The sequence below is a fragment of the Rhodococcus sp. NPDC057135 genome (assembly GCF_042670865.1).
Classification (GTDB): Bacteria; Actinomycetota; Actinomycetes; order Mycobacteriales; family Mycobacteriaceae; genus Rhodococcus_F.
The window spans coordinates 151,982-176,800 of the sequence record NZ_JBHUUU010000008.1; the positions used below are offsets into that span (position 1 = coordinate 151,982).

The window sequence follows — 24,819 nt, forward strand, 5'->3', positions numbered from 1 at the left end:
GCGCAGTACGCGTAAGTGTCTACCTGTGCACGATGTGCGACGGGGTCGTGTATCGGCACAGTGATACGCATGTCGATATTTCTGTACAAACTCTCGAGACTTGCGTTTCGGCGCCGCTGGGCGATGGTGGGCTTCTGGCTCGTCCTGCTGGTGGCGGGCGGAGTGGGCGCAGCAACGCTGTCCGGTCCGACGGTCAACACGTTGTCGATCCCGGGTACCGAATCGCAAGCGGCGCAAGATCTTCTGGCTGAAAGATTCCCGCAATCGTCCACCGACGGAGCCAGTGCTCGCATCGTCTTCGAATCTCCTGCGGGCACGACGCTCACCGATCCGGCGATTCGACAATCCGTCAGTGACTTGGTCTCTGCGCTCGGGAAGGATCCCGAGGTTGCAGCGGTATCGGATCCGTATGCCTCCGGGGGAGTGTCGTCGACTGGGACCATCGGATACATGCAGGTCTCCTATACCGCCGACTCGATGGACTTGCCGGATAGCTCGAAAGAACTGCTCGAGTCGGCCGTTCACGACGCTGCGGGTTCGGGACTGGCGGTCGATGTCGCCGGCAACGTGCTTATGGAAAGCAGTGCCGAATCGATGGGCGAGGTGATCGGCGTCGCGATCGCCGCGGTGGTCCTGACGGTCACTTTCGGTTCGTTGGTGGCGGCAGGGCTTCCGTTGATCAGTGCACTCATCGGCATCGGCATCGCGATCTGCACGATCACCATCGCAACGGGCTTCATCGAATTGGGTTCGAGCACAACCGTCCTGGCAATGATGCTGGGTCTGGCCGTGGCCATCGACTACTCGCTGTTCATCGTCTCGCGCTACCGCTCAGAACTACGTGACGGACATGATCCCGAAATTGCAGCGGGCCGCGCAGCCGGGACAGCGGGATCGGCCGTAGTGTTCGCGGGGTTGACCGTGCTCATCGCATTGGCAGGATTGTTCGTCGTGAACATCCCGTTCCTGACGAGCATGGGTCTGGCTGCGGCGTTCGCAGTTGCTGTTGCCGTGGTGATTTCACTGACTCTGCTGCCCGCCACGCTGGGATTTGCAGGATCGCGCGTTCTGAGCCGATCCGATCGTCGCCTGCTTGCGTCCGGTGGTCAGTTGACGCATCGCAAAACGAAGGAAGGCGCAGGCTCGCGATGGGCCAAGTTCGTGATCCGGCGTCGAGTTCCGGTTTTGCTCGCGTCAGTTCTCGGGCTGGGATTGCTAGCGATCCCCACCTTCGGCATCAACCTGAGCTTGGCGAGCCCACCGGTGCCCGACACCACTGCCGCCCGAGCCACCGACCGACTTTCCGAGGGATTCGGTGCCGGGTTCAGCGGTCCGCTGATGGTGGTCGTCGACGTTGCCGACGCCGCAGATCCGACATTGGCATTGAGTGGGGCCCAAGAGAAACTCGGTGCTCTGCCCGACGTAGCGGCAGTGACGCCGCCCGCGCTCAATCAGGCCGGTGACACAGCAGTCATCACAGTGGTTCCGTCGAGTGGCCCGGAAACCGAGGCAACCAAGGCGCTCGTCGCCGATATTCGAGCGGTCGCCGGATCGCTGACCGACGAGACCGGGGCCACGATGTCGGTCACCGGTCAGACAGCCTTGACGATCGACGTCTCGGACCGCCTGGCCGATGCCCTGGTTCCTTATCTCGCATTGGTCGTCGGCCTCGCCTTCATCCTCTTGATGTTGGTATTCCGCTCGATACTGGTACCGCTCAAGGCAACTCTCGGATTTCTGCTCTCCATCGGCGCGACGTTCGGTGTGCTGGTCGCGATCTTCCAGTGGGGTTGGTTCGCCGGGATTCTCGGAATCGAGGGTCAAACCGGATCAGTTGTCGCGATGTTGCCAATCTTCATGATCGGCATCGTCTTCGGGTTGGCGATGGACTATCAGGTGTTCCTGGTGACCCGAATGCGTGAAGCGTACGTCCACGGCGACGGACCGGACGAAGCAGTCGTGAAGGGCTTCGACCAGGGTGCCCGAGTGGTCACGGCCGCGGCGCTCATCATGATCGCCGTTTTCGCGGGCTTCATCTTCGGCGGCGACGCCTTCATCATGCAGATCGGACTCGGACTTTCGTTCGCGGTTCTGTTCGACGCCTTCGTGATTCGCATGACAGTCGTTCCGGCCGTCATGTCCCTGTTGGGCTCGAAGGCATGGTGGTTCCCCGCTTGGCTGGACCGGTTGGTCCCGAACGTCGATGTCGAGGGGGAGCAGTTGACTGCGCTGCTCGCAGATTCGAAGGATTCCACTGAGCCCGCGAACGACAAGTTGTCGGTGTGATCCGGATACGGTAGATCGATGACCTCGACTTCGACGTGGGGTCGATGGTGTGCGGAACACCCGCGCACCATCGACCTGGCACTGACCATCCTCGTGCTCCTTGCCACGTGGACGGCGCACCGCATCGCGCTCGACGGCAATGAGACCCGCGAGGTCACGGTTGTGGGAGTCGTCGTGACAGCTATTGCAGCCGCAACCATCGTGTTCCGAAGGCGCTATCCGTTCTCGGCGCTCGCGGTGGCAGTGCTTCTCGGCGTTTTGATGATTGCGCTGTCGACGCCGCCGAATGCCGGCACAGGTTCGGCGGCGATGGTATGCCTCTATTACGTTGCCAGCACGAGTGACCGCCGGAAGACCTTTTTCGCAGCGGCAATCACAGTCGGATCGCTGATGCTTGTCACGACTTTCCTGGGAGTAGGAAACAACCTCCTACAGGAAGCGCTGGGGATGTTGTCTTGGTTGCTGATGGCGAGTTTCGCCGGCGCTGAGGTCCGTTCTCGCCGTGCATATCTGGAGTCCGTCGAAGAGCGTGCGGTGCAAGCGGAAAGAATGCGCGAGGACGAGGCTCGACACCGGGTCGTCGAAGAAAGAATGCGGATAGCGCGAGACCTGCACGACGTCGTCGCGCACCACATTGCATTGGTCAATCTGCAAGTTGGGGTCGCGTCGCACCTGATCGGGAAAGACCCGGAGAAAGCGACGACTGCACTACGCGGAGTGGAAGAAACATCCAAGGCCGCACTGGACGAGATTCGGGCCACCGTTGGTGTTCTCCGTGATGCGCAGGACGGCGATCGCTCGATGAAGCCGGCTCCGGGGCTTTCGGATCTACCGGCACTGGTGGATCAATTCGTCAGTGCAGGAATGGAAATCGAGGTGCGCGCTGTGGGTTCTGTTCGCTCGCTCGGGCCCGCAGTAGATCTCACGGCGTACCGAATTATCCAGGAGGCACTCGTGAATGCGAGCAAACATGCGCTGCCAGGGGCCGTCACCGTGTCGTTGTCGTACGAAGCCGAGGTTCTGGTGCTGACTGTCGAAAACTCCGGAACAGCAGTGCCTTCGACTTCGCCACCCGGGTACGGACTGCTGGGAATGAAGGAGAGGGCGCAGGCAATGGGAGGCGAGGTGTCAGCAGGATTCCGTGCGGACGGGGGATTTCGTGTGGACGCGCAACTTCCGCTTGTGTCAGTGTCGAGCGGTTCTCTGCGTGAGGAATCGCTGTGACTGTTCGGGTAGTAGTGGCGGACGATCAGGCGCTCTTTCGGCAAACGCTTGCACTGCTCATCGGTTCTGAAGACGACATGGAGGTGGTCGCCGAGGCGGCGGACGGAGAGCAGGCATTCCAGGCAGCGCTCGAACACCGACCTGACGTTGTACTCATGGATATTCGAATGCCGGGCACCAGCGGTGTCGAAGCAACCGCCATGATCGCCGATCATCCGGATTTGTCCGACGTACACGTGTTGATCCTGACGACATTCGAGGTGGATGAGCATGTGGCACAGGCGATCCGGGCGGGTGCCAGCGGCTTTATCGGCAAAGGGATCCGGGCTGAAGATCTGCTGGATGCTGTTCGGACGGTCGCAAGTGGCAACTCGTTGTTGTCGCCGATGGCGACCAGTGCGTTGATTACTCGATTCCTTTCCATCCCTTCGCGGGCAGACTCGGCTTCTGGGATCTTCGGTCAATTGACGCCGCGTGAACTCGAGGTGGTAACTCTCGTTGCTATGGGGATGTCCAACGACGAGATCGCCGCGGAGTTGGTGATCAGCGCTGTCACGGCAAAAACGCACGTGAACCGGGCGATGACAAAACTTGATGTCCGTGACCGCGCACAGTTGGTGGTTCTGGCCTATCAATGCGGTCTGGTGGTTCCGGGACGCTCGGTGGATTGATTCGATAAACCCTCTTGACTCGAACGTGTGTTCGACTATTGTAGAGGGTGGGGATCGGGGGATTCTATGAGTGTCTTGTTGTCGGACGTGGTTTCGAGTTCTGCGGTGGGGTTGCGCGGGCAGTTGTGGCAGTTGACTGCCGCCGAGTTACGGGCTGCTGCTGTGTCGGCGAGTGCGGAGATTCTTCGCCTGGAAGCGGTGCGGGTGGCGGTGGTGGACGAACTGTCGATGCGTCCGGATGATCAGGTGATTGCCAGCCGCGGAGTCGGGTCATGGTTGGCGGCGAACACGATGCTGCAGGTTCGGGACGGGAAGAAGATCGCCGCGTTGGGTGCAGCGTTGCGGCCGTTTCCCGCGGTAGCAGCGAGATTCGATTGCGGGGATTGCTCGTTCGATCACGCAGTGTTGATCGTGGCGTTCTGCGAATCCCCGCCGAAGGGGATGCCGGACGAGGCGTTACCTCGCTGTATCGACCTGCTGCTTGCGGCAGCCTCGGGGGTGGAGGCGACGACGACGAAGGTGCGGCACGTTATCGCGACCTTGGAGCGGGTGTTCGAATCCGATGAGATTCCGCCCGCCGAAGACGTCGACCGGAACGAACTGCGGATCGCCTCGACCTTGAACGGTCGGGTGGTGGTTCGTGGGGATTTCGACGCCCTCACCGGCGAAATGCTGCTCTCGGCCCTGTCGAATTTGACGATGCCGACCCCGGCACCCGACGGAACCCCCGACGCACGGTCGGCGGCAAAGCGGACCGCGGACGGGTTCACCGAACTGATCCGCCGCTACCTCGACTGCGCAAAAACCGGAACCGACGGCGGCCAACGTCCGCACGTGAACGTGCACATCAACGCGCGCGATCTCGCTGAGCATCGGGACTGCGCCGCCGCGCCCTCGAATGGTGAAGAGTCCCCGTCGGATCTCGATGTCGGGCACATGCCATGGCTCGGACCGCTGTCGGTGTCGCAGACGAGGTTGTTGGGGTGCGACTGTTTCCTGTCCACCGTCCTACTCGACGATCACGGCGCACCGCTCGATGCGAAACCCGGAAAACGGTTGGTCAACGCCGAACAACGCGTCGCCCTGATCGCCCGAGACAAGGGCTGCGCGTTCCCGGGGTGTTCATGCGTACCAGCCTGGACCGATGCGCACCACATTAAGCACTGGGCGAACGGCGGCCCGACGGTGATGAACAACCTTGTCCTGCTGTGCCGTTCCCACCACCGGCTGATGCACCGGAAATCGGGGTTCGTCGGCAAGTGGGAAATCCGAATCGGTGTCGACAACAAACCGTGGTTCATCCCGCCGCCCTCCATCGACCCCGGACAGCACCCCCGGCCGGCGAACACCACCTTCAAAACCTGAGAACAGCTTCTCAGGCACAACAGCCCACGCCAGGCTCCGCATCCGACTTGACTGCCGGAGGCGGAGTCCAAGGTGCGTGCTCTCGTGATGGCCGTGGCTTCGGCGCGACCGTGGTTTCAGCGCGACCGTGATTTCGGTGAGGCAGGGCGACGTGTCCCACTCAGTGGGTCATTTTTTCGTCGCTGCCACGCCGGTTGTGCCAGGTCATTTGGACGGCTGACCTGCACCGCGAAATCTTTCGTTAGAACACGTTCCAATTTCGCAGTTTTGTGGCTATGGTCACAGAGATAGATGCGGGTGTGCGAATGAAAGGGTGAAGTGACGTGAAGACCAAGGGTGCAATCCTGTGGGGCCTCAACGAGAAGTGGTCCGTCGAGGAGATCGAGATCGGCGAGCCGGTAGCCGGCGAAGTTCAGATTCGCATGGAAGCGGCCGGAATGTGCCACTCCGATCACCACATCGTCACCGGCGCGACCCCGATGCCGTCGTTCCCCGTCATGGGTGGGCACGAGGGTTCGGGCGTCATCACCAAGCTCGGCCCAGAGGTCAAGGGGTTGGAGGTCGGCGACCACGTCGTCCTGTCCTTCATTCCGGCTTGTGGAACCTGTCCGGCGTGTTCGGGCGGCCATCAGAATCTGTGTGACCTCGGGATGGGTCTGCTCAGCGGCCAGGCCATCAGTGACGGCACCTACCGAATCCAGGCTCGCGGCGAAAACGTGATCCCGATGTGCCTGCTAGGGACGTTCTCGCCCTACATGGTCGTGAACCAGTCTTCGGTTGTGAAGATCGACAAGGACATTCCGTTCGAGGTTGCAGCACTCGTCGGTTGCGGCGTTCCCACCGGTTGGGGATCGGCAACACACATCGCTGATGTGAAGCCGGGTGAAGACGTTGTGATCATGGGCGTTGGCGGCGTCGGTATCAGTGCCCTGCAGGGTGCTGTTGCGTCGGGTGCCCGCTACATCTTCGCCATCGATCCTGTGCCGTGGAAGCGTGAGCAGGCTCTGAAGTTCGGCGCAACACATGCGTTCGAAAGCGCCGCCGCTGCCATTCAGCCGATAATCGACGCTACGTATGGACGCATGGCGCAGAAGACGATCATCACCGTCGGCGAAATGAAGGGTGAGTACGTCGAAGAGGCGATGATTCTGACGGCCAAGGCTGGTCGTTGTGTTGTCACCGCGATGGGGCATCTGACGGACATGGACGTAAAGCTGAACCTGTTCCTGATGTCGATGCTTCAGAAGGATCTTCAGGGCAACATCTTCGGCGGTGGCAACGCTCGCCAGGACGTGCCGAACCTCCTCGCGATGTACAAGGCAGGCAGGCTGAACCTCGACGACATGGTCACTCGGACCTACACCCTCGAAGGTGTGAACGACGGCTACCAGGACATGTTGGATGGCAAGAACATCCGCGGCGTCATCCGGTACACCGAAGCTGACTGGTGATCGGAAGCGCAACGCTTGTGCCAGTAGTCTGATCGGGTGCCCAGTACTCACAGTCTTGACGTAATCCAGCAGTGGCCGGTCGACAATGCGGCAGCGGTCGTCCTCTCCGGGAAGAACTCGGGTGAGGGCGACCGCGTTCGTGGTTTCAGCGGCGATCAGTCGCACGTTTTCCCTCTGGCTTCGGTGACAAAACTGTTGTGCGCCTACGCGATTCTCGTCGCGGTGGAGGAAGGGGCGGTCGAGCTGGACGGGCCGGCCGGACCTGAGGGGTCGACGGTTCGCCATCTCCTCGCGCACGCGTCGGGGTTGGCATTCGCCGAACGTGTCGTTCAGGCGCCGGTGGCGTCGAAGCGGATCTATTCGAGTGCGGGATTCGAGGTACTTGCCGAGTTGGTTTCCCGGGAGACCGAGATCGAATTTGCCGACTATCTGGCCGAGGCCGTGTTCGCGCCATTGGGGATGACCAGTGCGGGTCTCGTCGGTCCGGCCGGCCACGGTGCGCAGGCATCTGCAGACGACTTGGCCAAGTTCGCGGCTGAACTGCTCTCACCGACCCTTGTTTCGACGCAGACGTTCGCCGAGGCGACGACCGTCCAGTTCCCGGGGCTCAACGGAATCCTTCCGGGTTACGGCTCTCAGCGCCCCAACGACTGGGGACTCGGATTCGAAATTCGCGGCGACAAGCGTCCGCATTGGACTGGTCTCGAGAACTCGCCGGCAACCTTCGGTCACTTCGGTCAATCGGGGACTTTCCTGTGGGTCGATCCCGCGATCGATACTGCGTGCGTCGTACTTACCGATCGCGACTTCGGTGACTGGGCCAAACCTTTGTGGACTGAATTGTCCGATGGCGTGATCGGCGAAGTTTCTCGATAGAGCACAAATTTCTCTCCTTCCACTGGCGCAACACGGGTAACACAAGGCACACTGTTCAATCGAGCGTGCTGCACGAACTCGACAGAGGTCGTTGGGGAAGACGTCCCTCGTCGAAGCAGGAGGCTCGAGTGCGCGAAATGAATCAATTCGCGGACGTGACGACTGGTGTGGTTTACATCCACTCGTCGCCCGCGGCGCTGTGCCCGCACGTGGATTGGGCTCTGTCCGCCACGTTGGACAGCCCTGCCAAACTCAGATGGACCTCCCAGCCTGCCTACGACGGCCTTCTCCGTGCAACGACGGATTGGACAGGTCCCGTCGGAACCTGTGCCCGCCTGGTCGATTCGCTACGCGCGTGGCCGATGTTGCGGTTCGAGGTCACCGAGGATCCGAGTCACGGCGTCGACGGCGAACGGTACAGCCATGTACCTGGTCTCGGTTTGTGGCGCGGATCCACCAGTGCGAACGGTGATGTCGTCGTCGGGGAGATGAAGCTGCGGTCCATCATGAATTCCGGTGGAGACATCGCCGCGGAAATCGGTCGGGCAATAGGCGCACCGTGGGACGAGGAACTCGAACCCTTCCGGAGTTCAGGCGAAGGTGCCGAAGTGACATGGCTACGAAGGCGCGTCAGCTGACCGAGGTCCATCCTGAACCCTGAGTGCTCTCGCGGCTTGAACGACTAAGACTTGAATGACAAAGGTGGGCCCCGCCGTATCGGCGAGGCCCACCTTGCTGTCAAGGGATGTCAGAGCGGAATGTTCTTGTGCCGCGCGCGGACAGACGGCGCAGACGCGAGCGCAGCAGTGACGATGCTGCGAGTCTTCGCCGGGTCGATTTCCTCGTCGACGACGCCGATTTCGACCGCGCGGTCGACGCCGCCTGCGATTGCCTCGTGCTCGGCAGCGAGGCGGTCGTGCAATGCTTCCCGCTCGTCGTCCGGTGCAGCTGCGAGGGCCCGCTTGTGCAGGATGCCGACAGCAGCCTTCGCGCCCATCACGGCAACTTCGGAGTTGGGCCAAGCGAATACGGCCGTTGCTCCGAGGGCTCTCGAGTTCATCGCGATGTATGCGCCGCCGTAGATCTTTCGAGTGACGACGGTGACCCGGGGGACCGTTGCCTCGGCGAAGGCGTGAAGTAACTTCGCTCCGCGTCGGACAACGCCTTCCCACTCCATCGAGACGCCCGGCAGATACCCGGGAACATCGACGACGACCACGAGCGGCACGCCGAATGCGTTGCACAGTCGCACGAACCGAGCGGCCTTCTCTGCACTTTCGGAGTTCAGGCACCCGCCGAGTCGGAGTGGGTTGTTCGCGATGACGCCAACGGTACGTCCGGCCATTCGACCGAATCCGGTGACGATGCTCCGCGCGTAATTGCCTTGCAGTTCTTCGAAACTCGACTCGCCTTCGACGTTGTCGAGCATTTCGTGAACGATCGGACGAACGTCGTACGCACGTTTTGCGGACGCGGGCATCATGGCGCGCAAATCGCTGTCGCCGAGTTCGGCCGCACGCTGATCGAATTCGCCCTGCTCGCACATCATCGAAACCAGGCGGCGTGCACGGTGCAATGCGTCGGCCTCGTCGTGTGCGGCGATGTGTGCGACACCGGACTTCTTGGTGTGTGTGTCCGGACCGCCGAGTGAAACCATGTCGACCTGTTCGCCGGTGACACTGCGAACTACGTCTGGGCCGGTGACGAACACTCGGCCTTCCGGGGCCATGATCACGACATCGGTGAGGGCTGGACCGTACGCGGCTCCGCCGGCCGCGAAGCCGAGCACGACGGAAATTTGAGGTATGAGACCCGACGCGCGGACCATGGCCTCGAAGACCAGTCCGACTGCGTGGAGTGCTTCGACGCCTTCAGCCAGACGCGCGCCACCGGAGTGCCAGAGGCCCACGATGGGGGACTCTTCCTCGATGGCGGTATCGATGGCTTTGACGAGGTGTTTGCAGCCGTCGACGCCCATTGCGCCGCCCATGACGGTGGCGTCGGAGCAGTATGCGATGGTGCGGACGCCGTCGATGTTTCCGGAAGCAGCAAGCACACCGGACTTGTCACGGGCGTGGAGTGGAACTGTGGTGCCGGGGTCGAACAGATTTTCCAGGCGCGCAAGAGGATCGCGCGGGTCTGTCGATGATTCGGACTTTGTCACGGGGGCCAGGATGGTCATCGCGTCCTCCTTCAGTACGAGCCTTGGGTGGAACGAAAGGTCGGTGTTGTCCGCGGGTGACGTTGTGTTGCAACGACACCCGCGGACAGGTGCAAACCGCGGTTCGGGCTAGGCCCGACCGAAGGCGAGCGCGACATTGTGCCCACCGAAACCGAACGAGTTGTTCAGTGCGAAATCGAAAGAGCCGGTTCGGGGTTCACCCTTGACGACATCGAGATCGATCTCTGGATCCTGGCTGTCAACATTGAGCGTGGGCGGGATGATCCCGTCACGCACTGCCAGAACCGTCAGGACTGATTCGAGGGCGCCGACAGCGCCGATCGAGTGTCCCAGCGCGGATTTCGGGCCGTACACCGCAGCGTGATTGCCGACCGCTGCGTTGATTGCCTTTGCCTCTGCGATGTCACCGATCGGCGTCGCAGTGGCGTGGGCGTTGATGTGCTTGATGTCGGACTTCGTCAGTCCGGCCATCTCGATTGCTCGGGTCATGGCTCGCGCCGCGCCCAGGCCTTCCGGATGCGGTGCCACGATGTGGTACCCGTCCGAAGTGATTCCGGAACCAAGCAGGCGGGCGTGAATCGTTGCCCCGCGTGCCTTTGCGTGCTCCTCGGTTTCGAGGATCATCAGGGCGCCGGCTTCGCCGAAGACAAATCCGTCGCGATCCTTGTCGAAAGGACGTGAAGCTGCGGCCGGATTGTCGTTGTTGGTGCTCATCGCACGCATCATGGCAAAGCTCGCGATCGGAACCGCGTCGATGAAGCTCTCGACTCCACCAGCCACAACCATGTCCGCGTCACCCATGACGAGCATGCGGTGAGCGTGAGCAATTGCCTCGGAACCCGACGAACATGCTGAAACCGGGGTGATGACGCCACCGCGTGCTCCGAGCTCGAGCCCGACCGTTGCGGCCGGTCCGTTGGGCATGACCATCTGCACCGAGAACGGGGACACCTTGCGGTATCCGCCGCCGCGGAGCTTGTCGACGGCGTCGATGAGCGTGTCGCCGCCGCCGAGCCCGGTGCCGATGACAACGGCCAGGCGGTCCTGATCGACTTCAGGGCTGCCGGCGTTGCTCCAGACCGTGCGACTCAACGTGAGGGCAAGGCGTTCCACCCAGCTCATCCGTCGAATTTCGACGCGGGACAAGCCCTCGTCCGGTGAAACCTTCAGGTGCCCGCCGATGCGAATGGGAAGGTCGAACTCGTCGATGAACGGGTCATCGAGGATTCCGATGCCGCTTTCGCCGGCGAGTAGCGCCTTCCACGTGCCATCCACATCACCAGCCACCGACGTCGACGTCGCGAGGCTCGTGACGACGATGTCGGGGAATTTCCCTTTGCGGGTAGAAGCGGAAGTCACGGTCGGCTCACTCTGCGTTCTTGGCTTCGGCGCCTTCGGCTTCGAGCTTCTGGATGTACGCGACGATGTCGCCGACGGTGCGCAGGCCTGCAAGATCCTCGTCGGGGACCTTCACGCCGTACTTGTCTTCGGTCTGAACAGCGATCTCGACCATGGACAGGGAGTCGATATCGAGGTCGTCCACGAAGGACTTGTCAACGGTGACCTCGGAAGGCTCGATACCGGTGACCTCCTCCACGATCTGGCCGAGTTCCGCGATGATTTCTTCCTGAGTGTGGGCCACTGGTGTGGCTCCCTTCTTGATCGATTGAGGTGGGGTGAAACGTCCGGCCGCCGTTGGGGCTGATCAGCCGGTAGGGCGTCCGAGCTAGGTCAGCTCGGACAGTGCGGAGATATCCTCCGGGTTCTTGAGGGCCACCGTCGGTGTGCCACGCATTTCACGCTTGGCAATTCCGACGAGGGTTCCGGCCGGCGGGAGTTCCACGATCGCGGTGACTTCTGCGGTCCGCAACGAAGCGGAGCAAAGATCCCAGCGAACGGGGCGGGTAACCTGCGCGGCAAGTTTGGTGAGGGCGTCGGCGCCCGAGGAAACCGGTGCGCCGTCCGAGTTGGAAAGCAGCGTGCGCGTCGGATCGGACGGGGTGATCTTGGCGGCAGCAGCTGCGACGGCGTCCTGTGCAGGTGCCATGAAGCGGGTGTGGAACGCGCCGGCGACAGGCAGTGCTCGGACTCGTGCCTTTTCGGGCGCATTCGCCGCGAGTTCTTCTAGTGCGGTGAGCAGGCCGGCGGCCACGATCTGGCCGGCTGCATTGCGGTTGGCCGCTTCGAGTCCGAGTTCTTCGAGTCGTGCGAGTACTTCGGCTTCGTCTCCACCGAGAACTGCCGACATGCCGGTCGGCTCGAGTGCGCAGGCCTTGGCCATCTCGGCGCCGCGAATTGCAGCAAGTGCAACCGCGTCGTCAGCGGAGATCACTCCGGCGACCGCAGCGGCGGCAAGTTCACCCACCGAATGGCCGGCAGCGATGACGTCGGCGCCGAGCAGCCCGCGTGATTCGATTTCCTCGTATGCCAGCAGAGCGGCGGCGACGACGAGGGGCTGTGTCACCGAGGTGTCGGTGATTTCTTCGGCAGTTGCGGTCGTGCCGAGGCGGACCAAGTCCAGGCCGGCTGCCTTCGACCACACTTCGAGGCGGTCTTGCGCTCCGGGCAATGCCAGCCAGGGGCTGAGCATGCCGGGTGTCTGAGAGCCCTGTCCCGGGGCGAGCAACGAAATCACTTATTAAGAGAACACCGCCGCGAGCAACCTGCGAGATGTCGGTCGCGATGAACTCTGGCGAAGTGTTTTGTAGGGTTCCCACAAAATCCCACGTCGCGCTCGGCCATCGAAATTGGACGCTCGGGGGTTACAGGTTTGTTTGTCCGGATGTTAAAGATGTGACTGAAGTAACCGAATTGTTCGATTTGAGATCGATTTGTGTCAATCGGCCCACGGTAGCGGCGATCCGTAGTACGTATGCGTCCCGAGGATTCGTAGGATCCCGGCCGGTAACTTCCGCGATTCGCTTCAAGCGGTACCGAACGGTATTTGGATGAACAAACAGAAGACGTGCACAAGTCTCAACCGCACCTCCACAGTCGAGATAACTGTCTAAAGTATCGGTCAAGACTGTGCCGGATTCAGCTAAAGGTGCGACCAGGAAATCGCGAAGAGCCTTTACGGCAGCGGCGTCTCCCAGTAGTGCCCGTTCCGGGAGCAGTTCAGTCGCGAAAACGGGACGAGGTGCGCCGCGCCACCCGGCAACGGCCTTGACTCCCGCGAGAGCTTCGGACGCACTGAAGTGCGCTGCGCTCAACGAGGGCGTTGTCGGGCCGATCACCACCGGCTCGTCGGCGAAACTCATGAGCAGGTCTTGAAGGAACTGGCTGCCTTCCGTCTTGCTGCTCAGCTCGCCGCTGACGATCATCACCAGCCGCGGACCCTGCACCACGGCAAGAACAGCGCGCCCGTGCGCGGCGGCAGTCGCGTGGACGGTGCCGGCAACCGAGACCCGCTCGTCCGGCGGGGGAGACCCGACGATGACGGTGGCCGGGGCAGTGGCATCCCAGTTCAAAGTGGCGGCGCGGGAAAGCATGTCCGAACCGGTGTCGCCCTGCACGACGGCGTCGACGACGAGCGCTTCCAGCCGCGTGTCCAGGGCTCCACGAGATTCGGCAGCACTTGCGTACACCGTCGCCGCTGCAAAGCCGAGTTCACGTCCGTAGCGCAGGACGGCCTCCGTCAGCGCGATCAGCTGCTGATCGTTGCGCGCGAGAGCCGGTAGCCATTTCTCGAAGAACTCCATCGCCACCCGGACCATGTCGACGGTCTGGCGCAGCGTGAGCTGTCGAGCAAGGTCCTGAGGGATGACCGGAAAAGACTCGTATCCGAAGCTGATCTCCGAGTCGAGTTGCCGCAGCCATTCGAGGAAGTTCACCACCGATGTCTGCACCAAGAGTTGAACGTCGGCGCGTTGCGAAGCGTCGAGACTGTCGAAGAAGGGAAGCTGCTCCTCCATCACGGTCACGGCCTCGGTGGAGAGCCGACCGGAGAACTGTTTGACGCGGCGGAGCAGGGCCTCGGGGAGTGGATCGCGAACCTGACGACGGCGGGCGAGAACAGCCTGCAACCCGGACGACTGTGGTCGGGTGCGGCGCACACCCTCTTCGGGTTTCTCGGGATCAGGTTCGGGCATGAGAAAAACCTACGCCCATCGCCGCAGCGGATGTCGAGATGACACCCGCGGCGATGGGCGTAGGTCTGTTTTCGAGCGCTCGGACTGTTGCGCTAGGACTTACGCGCTACCGGTGTCCCCGGTCTGCTCGGGCGCAGCATTCACGTCGTCGATACGGTACCGACTCGCTGCTTCGACGGCCTTGGACCGCTCGATCGATCCTTCCTTCGCCAAACCGATCAGCACGGCAACGACGATGGATTCGGCATCGACGTTGAAGTAGCGACGTGCCGCAGTGCGAGTGTCGGAGAAACCGAACCCGTCCGTGCCGAGCGTCGTGTAGTCGCCTGGAACCCACTGACGGATCTGATCCGAGACCGCACGCATCCAGTCCGAAGCCGCGACGACGGGACCCTGAGCCGAGGACAACGCCGTGGTGACGAAGGGAACCGGAGCATCCTCGGACGGATTGAGCAGCGCCTGACGTTCGCATTCGACGCCTTCGCGGCGCAGCTCACCCCAGGACGTGACCGACCAGACGTCTGCCGAGACGCCCCACTCGTCGGCGAGCAACTTCTGCGCCCGCAGCCCCTCGGGCATCGCGACACCGGATACCAGGATCTGTGCCTTCGGGCCGGCGGCCTCGGAAGTCTTGTAGAGGTAGATGCCCTTGAGCAAGCCCTCGACGTCGAGATCTTCGGGCTCGGCCGGCTGAACGTACGGCTCGTTGTAGATGGTGAGGTAGTAGAAGATGTTCTCGCCACCGAAGCCGTCGACGCCCTCGGTTCCGCCGTACATGCGGCGCAAGCCGTCCTTGACGATGTGCGCCAACTCGTACGAGAACGCGGCGTCGTAGGTGACAGCGGCGGGGTTGGTGGATGCCAGGAGCAGGGAGTGTCCGTCGGCGTGCTGGAGACCTTCACCGGTCAGGGTGGTACGACCGGCGGTCGCGCCGAGAACGAATCCGCGAGCCATCTGGTCGGCGGCCGCCCACAGACCGTCACCGGTGCGCTGGAAACCGAACATCGAGTAGAAGATGTACAGCGGAATCATCGGTTCACCGTGGGTGGCGTACGACGTGCCGACTGCGGTGAACGAAGCCGTCGAACCGGCCTCGTTGATGCCCTCGTGCAGGATCTGGCCGATCGGGCTCTCCTTGTAGGCGAGCATGAGTTCGGCGTCGACGGACGTGTAGAGCTGACCGTTGCGGTTGTAGATCTTCAGCGACGGGAACCACGAGTCCATACCGAACGTGCGAGCCTCGTCCGGGATGATCGGAACGATGCGCTTGCCGATTTCCTTGTCGCGCAACAGTTCCTTGAGGATGCGCACGATCGCCATGGTGGTGGCGACTTCCTGCTTGCCCGAACCCTTGCGGATGACGTCGTACGTCTTGTCCTCGGGGAGCTTGAGCGGCGCCGCGTCGGTGTTGCGCGAAGGCAGGAACCCACCCAGTGCTTTACGACGGTCGAGCATGTACTTGATCTCGGGTGCGTCGGCGCCGGGGTGGTAGTACGGAGGCAGGTACGGGTCCTTCTCGAGCTCGGCGTCCGAGATCGGGATGTGCTGCATGTCGCGGAACGCCTTGAGATCGTCCAGCGTCAGCTTCTTCATCTGGTGCGTGGCGTTGCGGCCCTCGAAGTGCTTACCCAGGGTGTAGCCCTTGATGGTGTGCGCGAGGATGACCGTCGGCTGGCCCTTGTGAGCCATGGCGGCTGCGTATGCGGCGTGGACCTTGCGGTAATCGTGGCCACCGCGCTTGAGGTTCCAGATTTCCTGGTCGGTGAGGTCCTTGACCAGTTCCTTGGTGCGGGGGTCACGTCCGAAGAAGTGATCGCGCACGAATGCACCGTCGTTGGCCTTGTACGTCTGGTAATCGCCGTCCGGCGTCACGTTCATCAGGTTGACGAGTGCGCCGTCGCGGTCGGCGTGCAGCAGCGCATCCCACTCGCGACCCCAGACGACCTTGATGACGTTCCAGCCGGCACCACGGAAGAACGATTCCAGTTCCTGGATGATCTTTCCGTTACCGCGGACCGGGCCGTCGAGGCGTTGGAGGTTGCAGTTCACGACGAACGTCAGGTTGTCGAGGCCTTCGGTTGCCGCGACGTGAGCCAAGCCGCGTGATTCCGGCTCGTCCATTTCGCCGTCGCCGAGGAATGCCCACACATGCTGATCGGTGGTGTCCTTGATGCCACGGTCGTTGAGGTAGTGGTTGAACCGCGCCTGGTAGATGGCGTTCATCGGGCCGAGGCCCATCGAGACCGTCGGGAACTCCCAGAAGTCGGGAAGCAGTCGCGGGTGCGGGTAGGAGGGCAGTGCGCCGCCGAAGTCTGCGTGCGACTTCTCCTGGCGGAATCCGTCCAGCTGTTCCGCGGGGATGCGGCCCTCGAGGAAGGCGCGTGCGTAGATGCCGGGGGAGGCGTGACCCTGGATGAAGATGTGGTCGCCGCCGCCGGGGTGGTCCTTGCCGCGGAAGAAGTGGTTGAAGCCGACTTCGTACAACGCTGCTGACGATGCGTAGGTCGAGATGTGTCCGCCGACGCCGACGCCCGGCCGCTGAGCGCGGTGGACCATGATCGCGGCGTTCCAACGAATCCAGGCGCGGTAGCGACGTTCGACCTCTTCGTCGCCGGGGAACCACGGCTCGTTCTCGGTCGGGATCGTGTTGACGTAGTCGGTCGAGGTGAGCGCGGGGAGTGCGACGTGCTTCTCGCCGGCGCGTTCGAGCATGCGGAGCATAAGGTAGCGGGCACGTGTGGGCCCGGATCGATCCAGAAGTCCGTCGAATGATTCGAGCCATTCGGTGGTCTCGTCCGGATCGATGTCCGGAAGGTACGAGGCAACACCCTCGCGAATGACGCGAACGCGACCGTCGGTTCCTCCCGGCGTATTCGATGCGGGCGGACCCGACTCGCCGGCGGCGCCGGAATCGGCGTTCTGCCCGGACGCGGGACCCTGGATCAGGTCAGACAACGTGTGCTCCTCATTGGTTTGGGGACGCGTGGTGGGGCGTCCTTACATAGGTGATCGAGGCCTTGTTAGGTCCGACGCACTTCCATCGTGAATATGGCGCGTACCTCATCTTTCACCATCCCGGTCGGTCCGGCACACCTCGCCTCTGGTTACTCTCGGGTAGCGTTTTTCGGCGTGACGCAGGGGCGTGATGGTTCCCCGTAGTCACAGGCTTGGGGGATGGATCGGAACGTATGAAGGGGTGGGGAAAAATAAACAAAGAAATCAATTGCGGCAGGGTCGGGGCGTGGGTTTCGATCGGATCGATCGCAGTGGGGTTGTCTGTGATCGTGGGGTGCTCTGCGGCGGTGACCGGATCGGCAGTTCCGAACGAATCGCAAGCCGCTGCGTATGAATCCGAGGTGAGCATTTCGGTGGCGGCGGCGTCTTCGTCGAAAGCGGCAGCAGATGCTGCCGAAGCAGCCTTCACGATCTGTGAGGAAGCGGTCTCTCGATCGAAAAACGACGTGGTCGCGTTCAACGCCTACGTCGACGCCGGAAATCAAGGCGCGTCGGACTTGAGGGCCGAAGCGAGCACCGCTGCTTCGTCTGCACGGGAAACGGCTTCGTGGTTCGACTCGGTCTCGAGTGAACTTCCAGCGGAGCTTTCCGGACTGTTCGACGAATTGGCCGCGAACCTACGTTCGTCTGCTGCCGTGATCGAGAGTGATCACACGGCGGATGAAATCAATTCGATCAGCGATGCGAGCAATTCGATTCGCAAGTCGATCTTCGACGAATGTGGATCCCTGTGACCTGCGGTAATCCGCAGGCGTATGGTTCGGCGTGTGTCAGAAGACGATCTTTGAAGAAAGTTTTCGGCGTGGTCGGCTTGCGCTAACGCCTCAGACCATGTTCGCTTTCCCTAATTGATCGTCAAACGGTAGGTGTGCGGGGTCGCCACACACCATCAACAAAAGGAGGACCCCACCGTGGTCGCCGCGGCGGATGCCCAGAACTACGCTCAGAAACTCGGGATTACCACTGACATGGTGGTGCAGGAACTGGGCTGGGATGAGGATACCGACGACGGCATTCGTGCCGCGGTTGAGGAAACCATCGGCGGGGAAATGCTCGACGAGGATTCCGACGAGGTCATCGACGTCGTGCTGCTGTGGTGGCGCGACGAGGACGGTGACCTGGTGGATGCTCTGATGGATGCCATCGGGCCGCTCGCCGACGAAGGCTTTGTGTGGGTCCTCACCCCGAAGACCGGTTTCGACGGTCACGTCGAGCCCAGTGAGATCGCCGAATCGGCGCCGACTGCCGGCCTGACCCAGACATCGGCAGCCAACCTCGGTGACTGGTCGGGAAGTCGATTGGTTCAGCCGAAGGCCCGTCCGGCCAACAAGCGCTGACCCGGTCCTTTTCCGTACTTTCCCAAGGAATCGCACATGCCCCTCGATGTTGGTGCCCAGGCACCGGATTTCACTTTGAAGGACCAGAACAACCAGGAAGTTTCGCTAGCAGATTTCCGTGGCAAGAAGAATGTTCTGTTGGTCTTCTATCCGTTGGCCTTCACCGGAACTTGCCAGGGTGAACTTTGCAAGGTCCGTGACGAGCTTCCGAAGTTCGAGAACGACGACACTGCCATTCTCGCGATTTCTGTCGGTGCTTCGCCGACCCACAAGATCTGGTCGGCAGAACAGGGATACACCTTTCCCTTGCTGTCGGACTTCTGGCCGCACGGTGAAGTCGCTCAGAAGTACGGCGTGTTCAACGACAAGTTGGGCTTCGCGAATCGCGGCACTTTTGTGATCGACAAAGACGGAATCATTCGCTTTGCCGAGATGAACGGCCCCGGAGAAGCCCGTGACCACGGACTTTGGGCAAACGCGCTTGCCGCGCTAGAGTCTTAGAGCACTCCCGGTGAGGGTCTCACCGGGAGTTCGGGCGTGTAGCTCAGTGGTAGAGCTCTGGTTTTACACACCAGCGGTCGGGGGTTCGAAACCCTCCGCGCCCACCGAAGAATTCAAACCCCGATCTGCATGTCGATGCAGATCGGGGTTTTTCATTTCCGACAACGAATTGTCTTTAATACGCCATTCTGGACGCATGTCCAGTTCTGTGATCGAAGTAGCCGTCGACCCGAGGCGTGTGCATCCCACCCGTCCGCACATACATATCGCCGAGATGCCCAGTCTGAGTGTTGCGTTGTTCCCGGGGCAGACGATCCGGGTTCGCTCCCACGGTGACGCACCGGCGACAGGGGTTGCCCGTGTCTGGGAAATCAATCGCATGCACCGCTTGATCTATCTCACGATCGACTGGGACGGGTAGAGATCAGCTAGCGCAGACACGTGACGGTTGGCCAGAGAACGAGCGTCGCTGCTACAACTACGCTCGTGCAAATTTCGGTTCGTTCGTCCCAATCTCGATTCAGTGCGCGAGCCGCCGGCCTTCTCCTCGGCTTCGCTGCGGATCGGGTGTTCGCCGATCCGGGGCGGTTCCATCCGGTTGCCGGCTTCGGTACCGCAGCTATCGCGCTGCAGAAGATTTCCTACCGAGACTCGAGGATGGCCGGAACACTTCATGTCGCTGTGCTCGTGGCAGGTACCGCGGGGCTCGGCCTCGCGGCCGAAACAGCGTCGCGCCGGGCAGGTTGGATGGCCGTGACGGGTACGACGGCGTTAGCCACCTGGGCCGTGCTCGGCGGGACGTCGCTCGCACGCACCGGCGACGACATGGCCGCGCGGTTGGAGGCCTCCCGCGTCGATGGCGACCTGACGGAAGCGCGTGAGCTTCTTCCTTCACTGTGTGGACGTGATCCCTCGGTGCTTGGCGAAGAGGGCCTCACACGAGCTGCACTGGAGTCGGTCGCCGAGAACACATCCGATGCGAGCGTCGGCGCATTGTTCTGGGGCGCAATTGCGGGCGTGCCAGGTCTGTTCGCGTACCGCGCCGCCAACACACTCGACGCGATGATCGGTTACCGCTCCGAGAAGTACCTCAGATTCGGGTGGGCCGCGGCGAGGTTCGACGACTTGGTCAACATCGTCCCGGCTCGGCTCACAGGCGCGCTGACGGCCGCGTGTGCACCGGTGGTGGGCGGCTCGGTGCGCGAATCACTGACAGCGTGGAAACGCGACGCAGCGGCTCATCCAAGCCCTAATGCGGGCGTCGCGGAAGCGTCGGCGGCAGGGGCATTGGGCATTTCGTTGGGAGGCCGGACCGAGTACGCGCACGGTGTGGAGATGCGGCCCGTCCTCGGCGGTGGGCCTGCGCCTGCGCCGAACGATCTGCGCCGCGCGTCGAGGCTTTCGTCGGCGGTGCAGATCAGTGCAGCAGTGGTCGCAGCGGGTATTTCAGCGGGTATTGCCGTATCGATCGGCAAGTTTGGCTTCCTGCGCCGTCAGCGGCACTGACTCCGGTTCCGGCTTCTTACGGCGGGTGAAGGTACGAGCCGGTTCAGCGGGGGGTGCGGCAGGCGCGGACGCCGTTGCCTCTGGGGTCTTCTCGGTAGCGGCGTCGTCGGTCGCAAAGCCCTCGACAGCTGCTTGAGCTGCCTTCTCCTTGCGACGTTCGCGCCACTCCGCGCGAATGAAGTAGGCCAGACCGAGCGGCGCCATGATGCCGAAAGCCAACCATTGGAACCCGTACGAGAGGTAGGGACCCGCGTCGAGTTGGGGGAGCGGAATCGTGCCGAGACCGCCGGGCTGGTCGGGTTCGAGCTGGATGTACGCGTCGATCAGGTCCGTTCCGATGAACTCGCCGATAGGTTGTGCGTCGATGGAGTAGACCTGCTTCGCGCCGTCCTCGAACATCGGAACTCTGCCGGGCGCAGTGCCTTCCGAGAGACGCACGCGGCCGTTGAGCGTCACCGGATCGGTCGGCGGCGCAGCGATGGGAGGTGCCTCGGCGCCGTTGATCGGCCGAACGTATCCGCGATTGACGAGGATCGTGCGACCGTCGTCCAGGCGGAAAGGCGTCAGGATCTCGTACGAAGGCGCGCCCTCGATGGACTGCAGGCGGACGAGAATGTCGGCGTCCGGCAGGTAGGAACCGGCCGCGGTGATGTTTCGCCATTCGTCGTCCGGTGCGATCGTCGAATCGGAGATGACATCACCGATCGGCACGGTTTCCGCGTTGATCGAGTTCGAGATCAGATCATTGCGATGCTCGGTCTTGGTGTTCTTGCCGAGCTGCCACGGAGCGAGCACGGTGAAGCACAGGTAGGCGAAGAGCCCGACCACAGCTGCCAGTACCAACCAACCGGGCCGCAACAGGAATTTCAGTCTTCGCACACGTCCACGGTATCCGTTGCCCGAACGGGAGTGAATTTTGCTACTGGTTCAGGCCCGCTCACGGATCCAGTCGAGTATGTCGGGAATGGCCGCTTCGATCTGGTCTCGAACCAGTTCGAAGTCCTCCTGATCCCCGTAGTACGGGTCTGGGACAGATTCGCCGTCGGCCTCGGGGTCGAACGATCGCAGTAGCCGCCGCCGCTCCGTGGGCACGCCGAGATGAGCAAGCTCACGTTCGTGGCCGGTGTCGAGGGCGACGACCAGATCGGCCGCCAGATGATCTGCATTGACCTGCGCGGCGCTGTGGCCCGTCGGATATCCGGCCGCGCGGAGCACGACGTTGGTCCGCTCGTCGGCCTCGCTACCGGTGTGAAACCCCTCGGTACCGGCGCTGCTCACACGCACCCGGTCGGCGAGGCCTTCACGGCCCAGATGCGCGAGCAAGATCTTCTCGGCCATCGGTGACCGGCAGATATTGCCGGTGCACACAAACGTCACATGGAGCGGTTCAGGCGCGGCCATCGAGTAGTCCTCCCAGTTCGGATGCCGACGATACGGAGCAATGAGCTTGCCGCGCTTCGTCGGCAGAGCCGTAGCCCCATTCGACGACGACGGTGGGAATGCCGTACTTCGCGGCGCCGAGTACGTCGTGGTCACGATCGCCGATCATGAGCACGTCGGGCGTTCCGCCGTCGGCGGCGAGGACGGGAGTGATCCCGAGTGAGGTCAGCGAGTGCGCGATCACGTCCGGCTTCGCCCGGCGGGTTCCGTCGTCGCTCGCCCCGCCGATGAACTCGAAGTGCTCGGCCAGGCCGAAATGTTCGAGGATGCGAATGGCGAACCGTTCCGACTTCGAGGTGGCGACGGCGAGCCGGGTCCCGTTCGCGCGAGCCTTGCCCAGGACGACGTCCATGCCCTCGTACACCGAGTTCTCCTGCCACCCGGTCGCGTCGTATCGCTCGATGTACGCGGAGATCGCCCGGTCGACGTCGGCCGGGGTCATGCCGAGTGATCTGAAGGTGTCGACCATCGGCGGGCCGATGACCGATGCCAGCATCTCCTCCGTCGGCTCCGGCCGGCCGACGGTGGCCAACGCATGTCGGAAGCCGCCGTGAATGCCGGGCGCGGAATCGGTGATGGTTCCGTCCAGATCGAACAGAACTACGGGAAAACGGTCGAGCGGTGGTGTCGTCACGGTTCTCATTGTCCCGGACGGCGGGGGTGATGTCCGCGCGCAGTGCCCGACCGTAGGCTGGCCGGGTGAGTACCGGAACGGTTGACCTGGAGAGCTTGCGACATCACGGAGATGTCGAAGCCGAGCCCGGGTTGCTCGATTTTGCCGTCAACGTTCAAGGCGCCGGCCCACCGAAGTGGTTGCGGGATCGGCTGGCCGCAGGGCTGGCGACGCTCGGTTCCTATCCGTCGGCTGCAGCGGAACTGAAGGCCCGCGAAACCGTCGCGCAGCGGCACGGGCGCCGACCCGAAGAAGTCTTGCTGCTCTCTGGCGGTGCCGAGGGTTTTGCGATGTTGCCGCGCCTGAATTCTCGCTCGGCAGCACTGATCCACCCGTCCTTCACCGAGCCGGAACTGGCGCTGCGAGAGGCCGGTGTACCGGTGACGCAGGTAATTCTGGAGCCGCCTTTCGAGCTTCGGGCTGCGCAGGTACCGGAATCCGCGGACCTTGTCGTTCTGGGTAATCCGACCAATCCGACGTCCGTGCTTCACCCCGAGGCCGATGTGTTGGCACTGCGTCGGCCCGGCCGGATCCTGGTGGTGGACGAAGCCTTCGGCGACGCGGTCCCCGGCGAAACGGAGAGCGTCGCGGGTGTCGAGTCGGCGGATGTACTCGTGCTTCGCAGCCTGACCAAGACGTGGGCGCTCGCCGGATTGCGGTGTGGGTACGCGATCGGCTCTCCGGATCTTCTGGCTCGATTGGCGCACGGCCGAGCGCACTGGCCACTGGGCAGTCTGCAGATCGAAGCCATCACGGCGTGCTGCGAACCGTTCGCGGTCGAGCAGTCGAGGATCAAAGCCGAAGCGATTGCCGCAGACCGCCGAGACATGGCCCGGCGACTGACCGAGATCGGGATTGCCGTGCACGAACCCGCGGCGGGGCCGTTCGTGCTCATCGACCTCCGCGACGGTGCCGCGATGCGAGAGCACCTGCGTGCCCGCGGTATCGCCGTCCGCCGGTGCGACACCTTTCCCGGGCTCGGGCCGGATCAGTTGCGTGTGGCGGTCCGTCCAGCCGAGCAGGTCTCGGTTCTGATCGAAGCGATGAAGGAGATCTTGTGAGCGGCCCAACTCTTGCGGACGTCATAGCCGTGCTGGAATCCGCCTATCCGCCTGCCCTGGCAGAATCGTGGGATTCGGTCGGTCTGGTCTGCGGCGATCCTGCCGACGCTGTGACGAGAGTGGTTTTCGCGGTGGATCCGACCGAGGCCGTGGTCGACGACGCCATCGCCTCCGGCGCCGACCTTCTCGTTGTTCACCATCCACTGCTGCTGCGTGGGGTGGATACCGTCGGTGCTCACACCCCCAAGGGCGCGTTGGTCCACAAGCTCATCAAGGCCGGGTGTGCGCTGTTCTCGGCGCACACCAATGCGGACTCCGCCGACCCCGGAGTATCCGACGCTCTGGCGCAGGCTCTGGGCCTGACCGTGCTGCGCCCGATCGAACCCAAGCCGACGCAGCCGCTCGACAAGTGGGTCGTCATGATTCCGATGGAGAATGCGCCGGTCGTGCAGGACGCACTTTTCGAGGCCGGGGCGGGCCGGATCGGTGACTACAGCCAGTGCAGTTGGACCGTCACCGGTACGGGTCAGTTCCTTCCGGCCGACGGTGCGAATCCGACGATCGGGACTGTCGGCGCTGTGGAGCAGGTTCGCGAGGATCGGGTGGAAGTGATTGCCCCGCGCGGAAAGCGAAGCGCGGTGCTGGGCGCACTGCGGACTGCCCATCCGTACGAGGAACCGGCCTTCGACGTTTTCGAACTTGCAGCGTTCCCCAGTTCGCTCGGTCTGGGTCGGGTAGGTGAGCTCGAGCACCCCGAAACTTTGCGGGAGTTCACTGCGCGAGTGGCGCGCTCACTGCCCTCGACCGAGTGGGGTGTTCGCGCCGCTGGAGATCCAGACGCGACCGTCAGCAGGGTGGCGGTCTGCGGCGGTTCCGGCGACTCGTATCTGGACGTGGTGGCGGGACTGGGCGCCGACGTCTACGTCACTGCGGACCTGCGGCATCATCCCGCGGACGAGCATCTTCGCGCCGGTGGCCCGGCACTGGTCGACGTCGCACACTGGGCGAGCGAATACCCCTGGTGTGCGCAGGCGAAATCTGTGGTCGATGCCGCGTTTGCCGACAATTCGGGGTGGGAAAGCCGGGTTTCGACAATTCGCACCGATCCGTGGTGTTTGAGTGCGCATTAGTGCAGGGCTG

General features: G+C 62.8%; 23 protein-coding genes and 1 tRNA gene. 15 read left to right on the forward strand and 9 right to left on the reverse strand.

The window, feature by feature from the left end; translation table 11 throughout:
- Positions 1-69: 69 nt before the first annotated feature.
- From ACFT1A_RS17065 to ACFT1A_RS17095, 7 genes are all read left to right on the forward strand, one after another.
- Entirely contained in the window at positions 70-2,286 is a 2,217-nt protein-coding gene (locus ACFT1A_RS17065; protein WP_378447929.1) for an MMPL family transporter, read from the forward strand.
- 18 nt (positions 2,287-2,304) lie between these two features.
- Complete coding sequence (locus ACFT1A_RS17070) at positions 2,305-3,510, forward strand: sensor histidine kinase (protein WP_378447930.1); 1,206 nt, start codon at positions 2,305-2,307, stop codon at positions 3,508-3,510.
- Entirely contained in the window at positions 3,507-4,181 is a 675-nt protein-coding gene (locus ACFT1A_RS17075) for a response regulator (RefSeq protein ID WP_378447931.1), read from the forward strand. The genes ACFT1A_RS17070 and ACFT1A_RS17075 overlap by 4 nt, the downstream gene beginning before the upstream one ends.
- Positions 4,182-4,247: 66 nt before the next feature.
- Positions 4,248-5,546: a DUF222 domain-containing protein gene (locus tag ACFT1A_RS17080; RefSeq protein ID WP_378447932.1), complete on the forward strand. Its 1,299-nt coding sequence runs from the start codon at positions 4,248-4,250 to the stop codon at positions 5,544-5,546.
- A gap of 323 nt (positions 5,547-5,869) precedes the next feature.
- Entirely contained in the window at positions 5,870-6,997 is a 1,128-nt protein-coding gene (locus ACFT1A_RS17085; protein WP_378447933.1) for an NDMA-dependent alcohol dehydrogenase, read from the forward strand.
- A 36-nt stretch (positions 6,998-7,033) separates the two neighbouring features.
- Positions 7,034-7,873 carry a serine hydrolase domain-containing protein gene (locus ACFT1A_RS17090; protein ID WP_378447934.1) on the forward strand — a complete coding sequence of 280 codons (840 nt, stop codon included), beginning with the start codon at positions 7,034-7,036 and terminating at the stop codon, positions 7,871-7,873.
- A gap of 128 nt (positions 7,874-8,001) precedes the next feature.
- Positions 8,002-8,511 (forward strand): DUF3145 domain-containing protein, encoded by a 510-nt coding sequence (locus tag ACFT1A_RS17095; protein ID WP_378447935.1) that lies wholly within the window; start codon positions 8,002-8,004, stop codon positions 8,509-8,511.
- Positions 8,512-8,621: 110 nt separating this feature from the next.
- On the opposite strand, the gene ACFT1A_RS17100 is transcribed toward ACFT1A_RS17095, so the two are convergent.
- From ACFT1A_RS17100 to aceE, 6 genes are all read right to left on the reverse strand, one after another.
- The gene (locus ACFT1A_RS17100) at positions 8,622-10,055 is read right to left on the reverse strand and encodes an acyl-CoA carboxylase subunit beta (protein ID WP_003941597.1); all 1,434 of its coding nucleotides are present in this window, start codon (positions 10,053-10,055) and stop codon (positions 8,622-8,624) included.
- A 108-nt stretch (positions 10,056-10,163) separates the two neighbouring features.
- Positions 10,164-11,414, reverse strand: a complete 1,251-nt coding sequence (locus tag ACFT1A_RS17105) for a KasA/KasB family beta-ketoacyl-ACP synthase (protein WP_003941591.1) — start codon at positions 11,412-11,414, stop codon at positions 10,164-10,166.
- A gap of 7 nt (positions 11,415-11,421) precedes the next feature.
- Positions 11,422-11,697 carry a meromycolate extension acyl carrier protein AcpM gene (gene acpM / locus ACFT1A_RS17110; RefSeq protein ID WP_003941649.1) on the reverse strand — a complete coding sequence of 92 codons (276 nt, stop codon included), beginning with the start codon at positions 11,695-11,697 and terminating at the stop codon, positions 11,422-11,424.
- An 84-nt stretch (positions 11,698-11,781) separates the two neighbouring features.
- Positions 11,782-12,690, reverse strand: coding sequence for an ACP S-malonyltransferase (locus ACFT1A_RS17115; RefSeq protein WP_378447936.1), 909 nt, complete (start codon positions 12,688-12,690; stop codon positions 11,782-11,784).
- A gap of 127 nt (positions 12,691-12,817) precedes the next feature.
- Complete coding sequence (locus ACFT1A_RS17120) at positions 12,818-14,146, reverse strand: PucR family transcriptional regulator (RefSeq protein ID WP_378447937.1); 1,329 nt, start codon at positions 14,144-14,146, stop codon at positions 12,818-12,820.
- Between the two features lie 99 nt (positions 14,147-14,245).
- Positions 14,246-17,101, reverse strand: coding sequence for a pyruvate dehydrogenase (acetyl-transferring), homodimeric type (gene aceE / locus ACFT1A_RS17125; RefSeq protein WP_378447938.1), 2,856 nt, complete (start codon positions 17,099-17,101; stop codon positions 14,246-14,248).
- Positions 17,102-17,448: 347 nt separating this feature from the next.
- Here aceE and ACFT1A_RS17130 point away from each other — a divergent pair, with 347 nt between their 5' ends.
- The 6 genes from ACFT1A_RS17130 to ACFT1A_RS17155 all read left to right on the forward strand — a co-directional run bounded on the left by ACFT1A_RS17130 (position 17,449) and on the right by ACFT1A_RS17155 (position 20,505).
- On the forward strand, positions 17,449-17,895 hold the full coding sequence (locus tag ACFT1A_RS17130) for a hypothetical protein (protein WP_378447939.1): 447 nt from the start codon (positions 17,449-17,451) through the stop codon (positions 17,893-17,895).
- Positions 17,896-18,072: 177 nt separating this feature from the next.
- The gene (locus ACFT1A_RS17135; RefSeq protein WP_317554952.1) at positions 18,073-18,498 is read left to right on the forward strand and encodes a DUF3052 domain-containing protein; all 426 of its coding nucleotides are present in this window, start codon (positions 18,073-18,075) and stop codon (positions 18,496-18,498) included.
- A gap of 36 nt (positions 18,499-18,534) precedes the next feature.
- Complete coding sequence (locus ACFT1A_RS17140) at positions 18,535-18,999, forward strand: peroxiredoxin (protein WP_317554954.1); 465 nt, start codon at positions 18,535-18,537, stop codon at positions 18,997-18,999.
- A gap of 32 nt (positions 19,000-19,031) precedes the next feature.
- Positions 19,032-19,103 (forward strand) — tRNA-Val (locus ACFT1A_RS17145).
- Between the two features lie 92 nt (positions 19,104-19,195).
- Entirely contained in the window at positions 19,196-19,420 is a 225-nt protein-coding gene (locus ACFT1A_RS17150; RefSeq protein ID WP_311093638.1) for a hypothetical protein, read from the forward strand.
- A 65-nt stretch (positions 19,421-19,485) separates the two neighbouring features.
- Positions 19,486-20,505: a cobalamin biosynthesis protein gene (locus ACFT1A_RS17155; RefSeq protein ID WP_378447940.1), complete on the forward strand. Its 1,020-nt coding sequence runs from the start codon at positions 19,486-19,488 to the stop codon at positions 20,503-20,505.
- Here the strand turns inward: ACFT1A_RS17155 and ACFT1A_RS17160 are convergent.
- The 3 genes from ACFT1A_RS17160 to ACFT1A_RS17170 are packed head-to-tail and all read right to left on the reverse strand — an operon-like array spanning position 20,446 to position 22,588.
- Positions 20,446-21,384 (reverse strand): SURF1 family protein, encoded by a 939-nt coding sequence (locus tag ACFT1A_RS17160; protein WP_378447941.1) that lies wholly within the window; start codon positions 21,382-21,384, stop codon positions 20,446-20,448. The two genes, ACFT1A_RS17155 and ACFT1A_RS17160, sit on opposite strands and share 60 nt — an antisense overlap.
- Before the next feature lie 48 nt (positions 21,385-21,432).
- Complete coding sequence (locus tag ACFT1A_RS17165) at positions 21,433-21,906, reverse strand: low molecular weight protein-tyrosine-phosphatase (protein ID WP_378447942.1); 474 nt, start codon at positions 21,904-21,906, stop codon at positions 21,433-21,435.
- Positions 21,893-22,588: an HAD hydrolase-like protein gene (locus tag ACFT1A_RS17170; protein ID WP_378447943.1), complete on the reverse strand. Its 696-nt coding sequence runs from the start codon at positions 22,586-22,588 to the stop codon at positions 21,893-21,895. The genes ACFT1A_RS17165 and ACFT1A_RS17170 overlap by 14 nt, the downstream gene beginning before the upstream one ends.
- A gap of 56 nt (positions 22,589-22,644) precedes the next feature.
- Here ACFT1A_RS17170 and cobC point away from each other — a divergent pair, with 56 nt between their 5' ends.
- Together cobC and ACFT1A_RS17180 are read left to right on the forward strand one after the other, a co-directional pair.
- Entirely contained in the window at positions 22,645-23,679 is a 1,035-nt protein-coding gene (gene cobC / locus ACFT1A_RS17175) for an Rv2231c family pyridoxal phosphate-dependent protein CobC (RefSeq protein ID WP_378447944.1), read from the forward strand.
- Entirely contained in the window at positions 23,676-24,809 is a 1,134-nt protein-coding gene (locus ACFT1A_RS17180) for a Nif3-like dinuclear metal center hexameric protein (protein ID WP_378447945.1), read from the forward strand. The genes cobC and ACFT1A_RS17180 overlap by 4 nt, the downstream gene beginning before the upstream one ends.
- Positions 24,810-24,819: the final 10 nt, after the last annotated feature.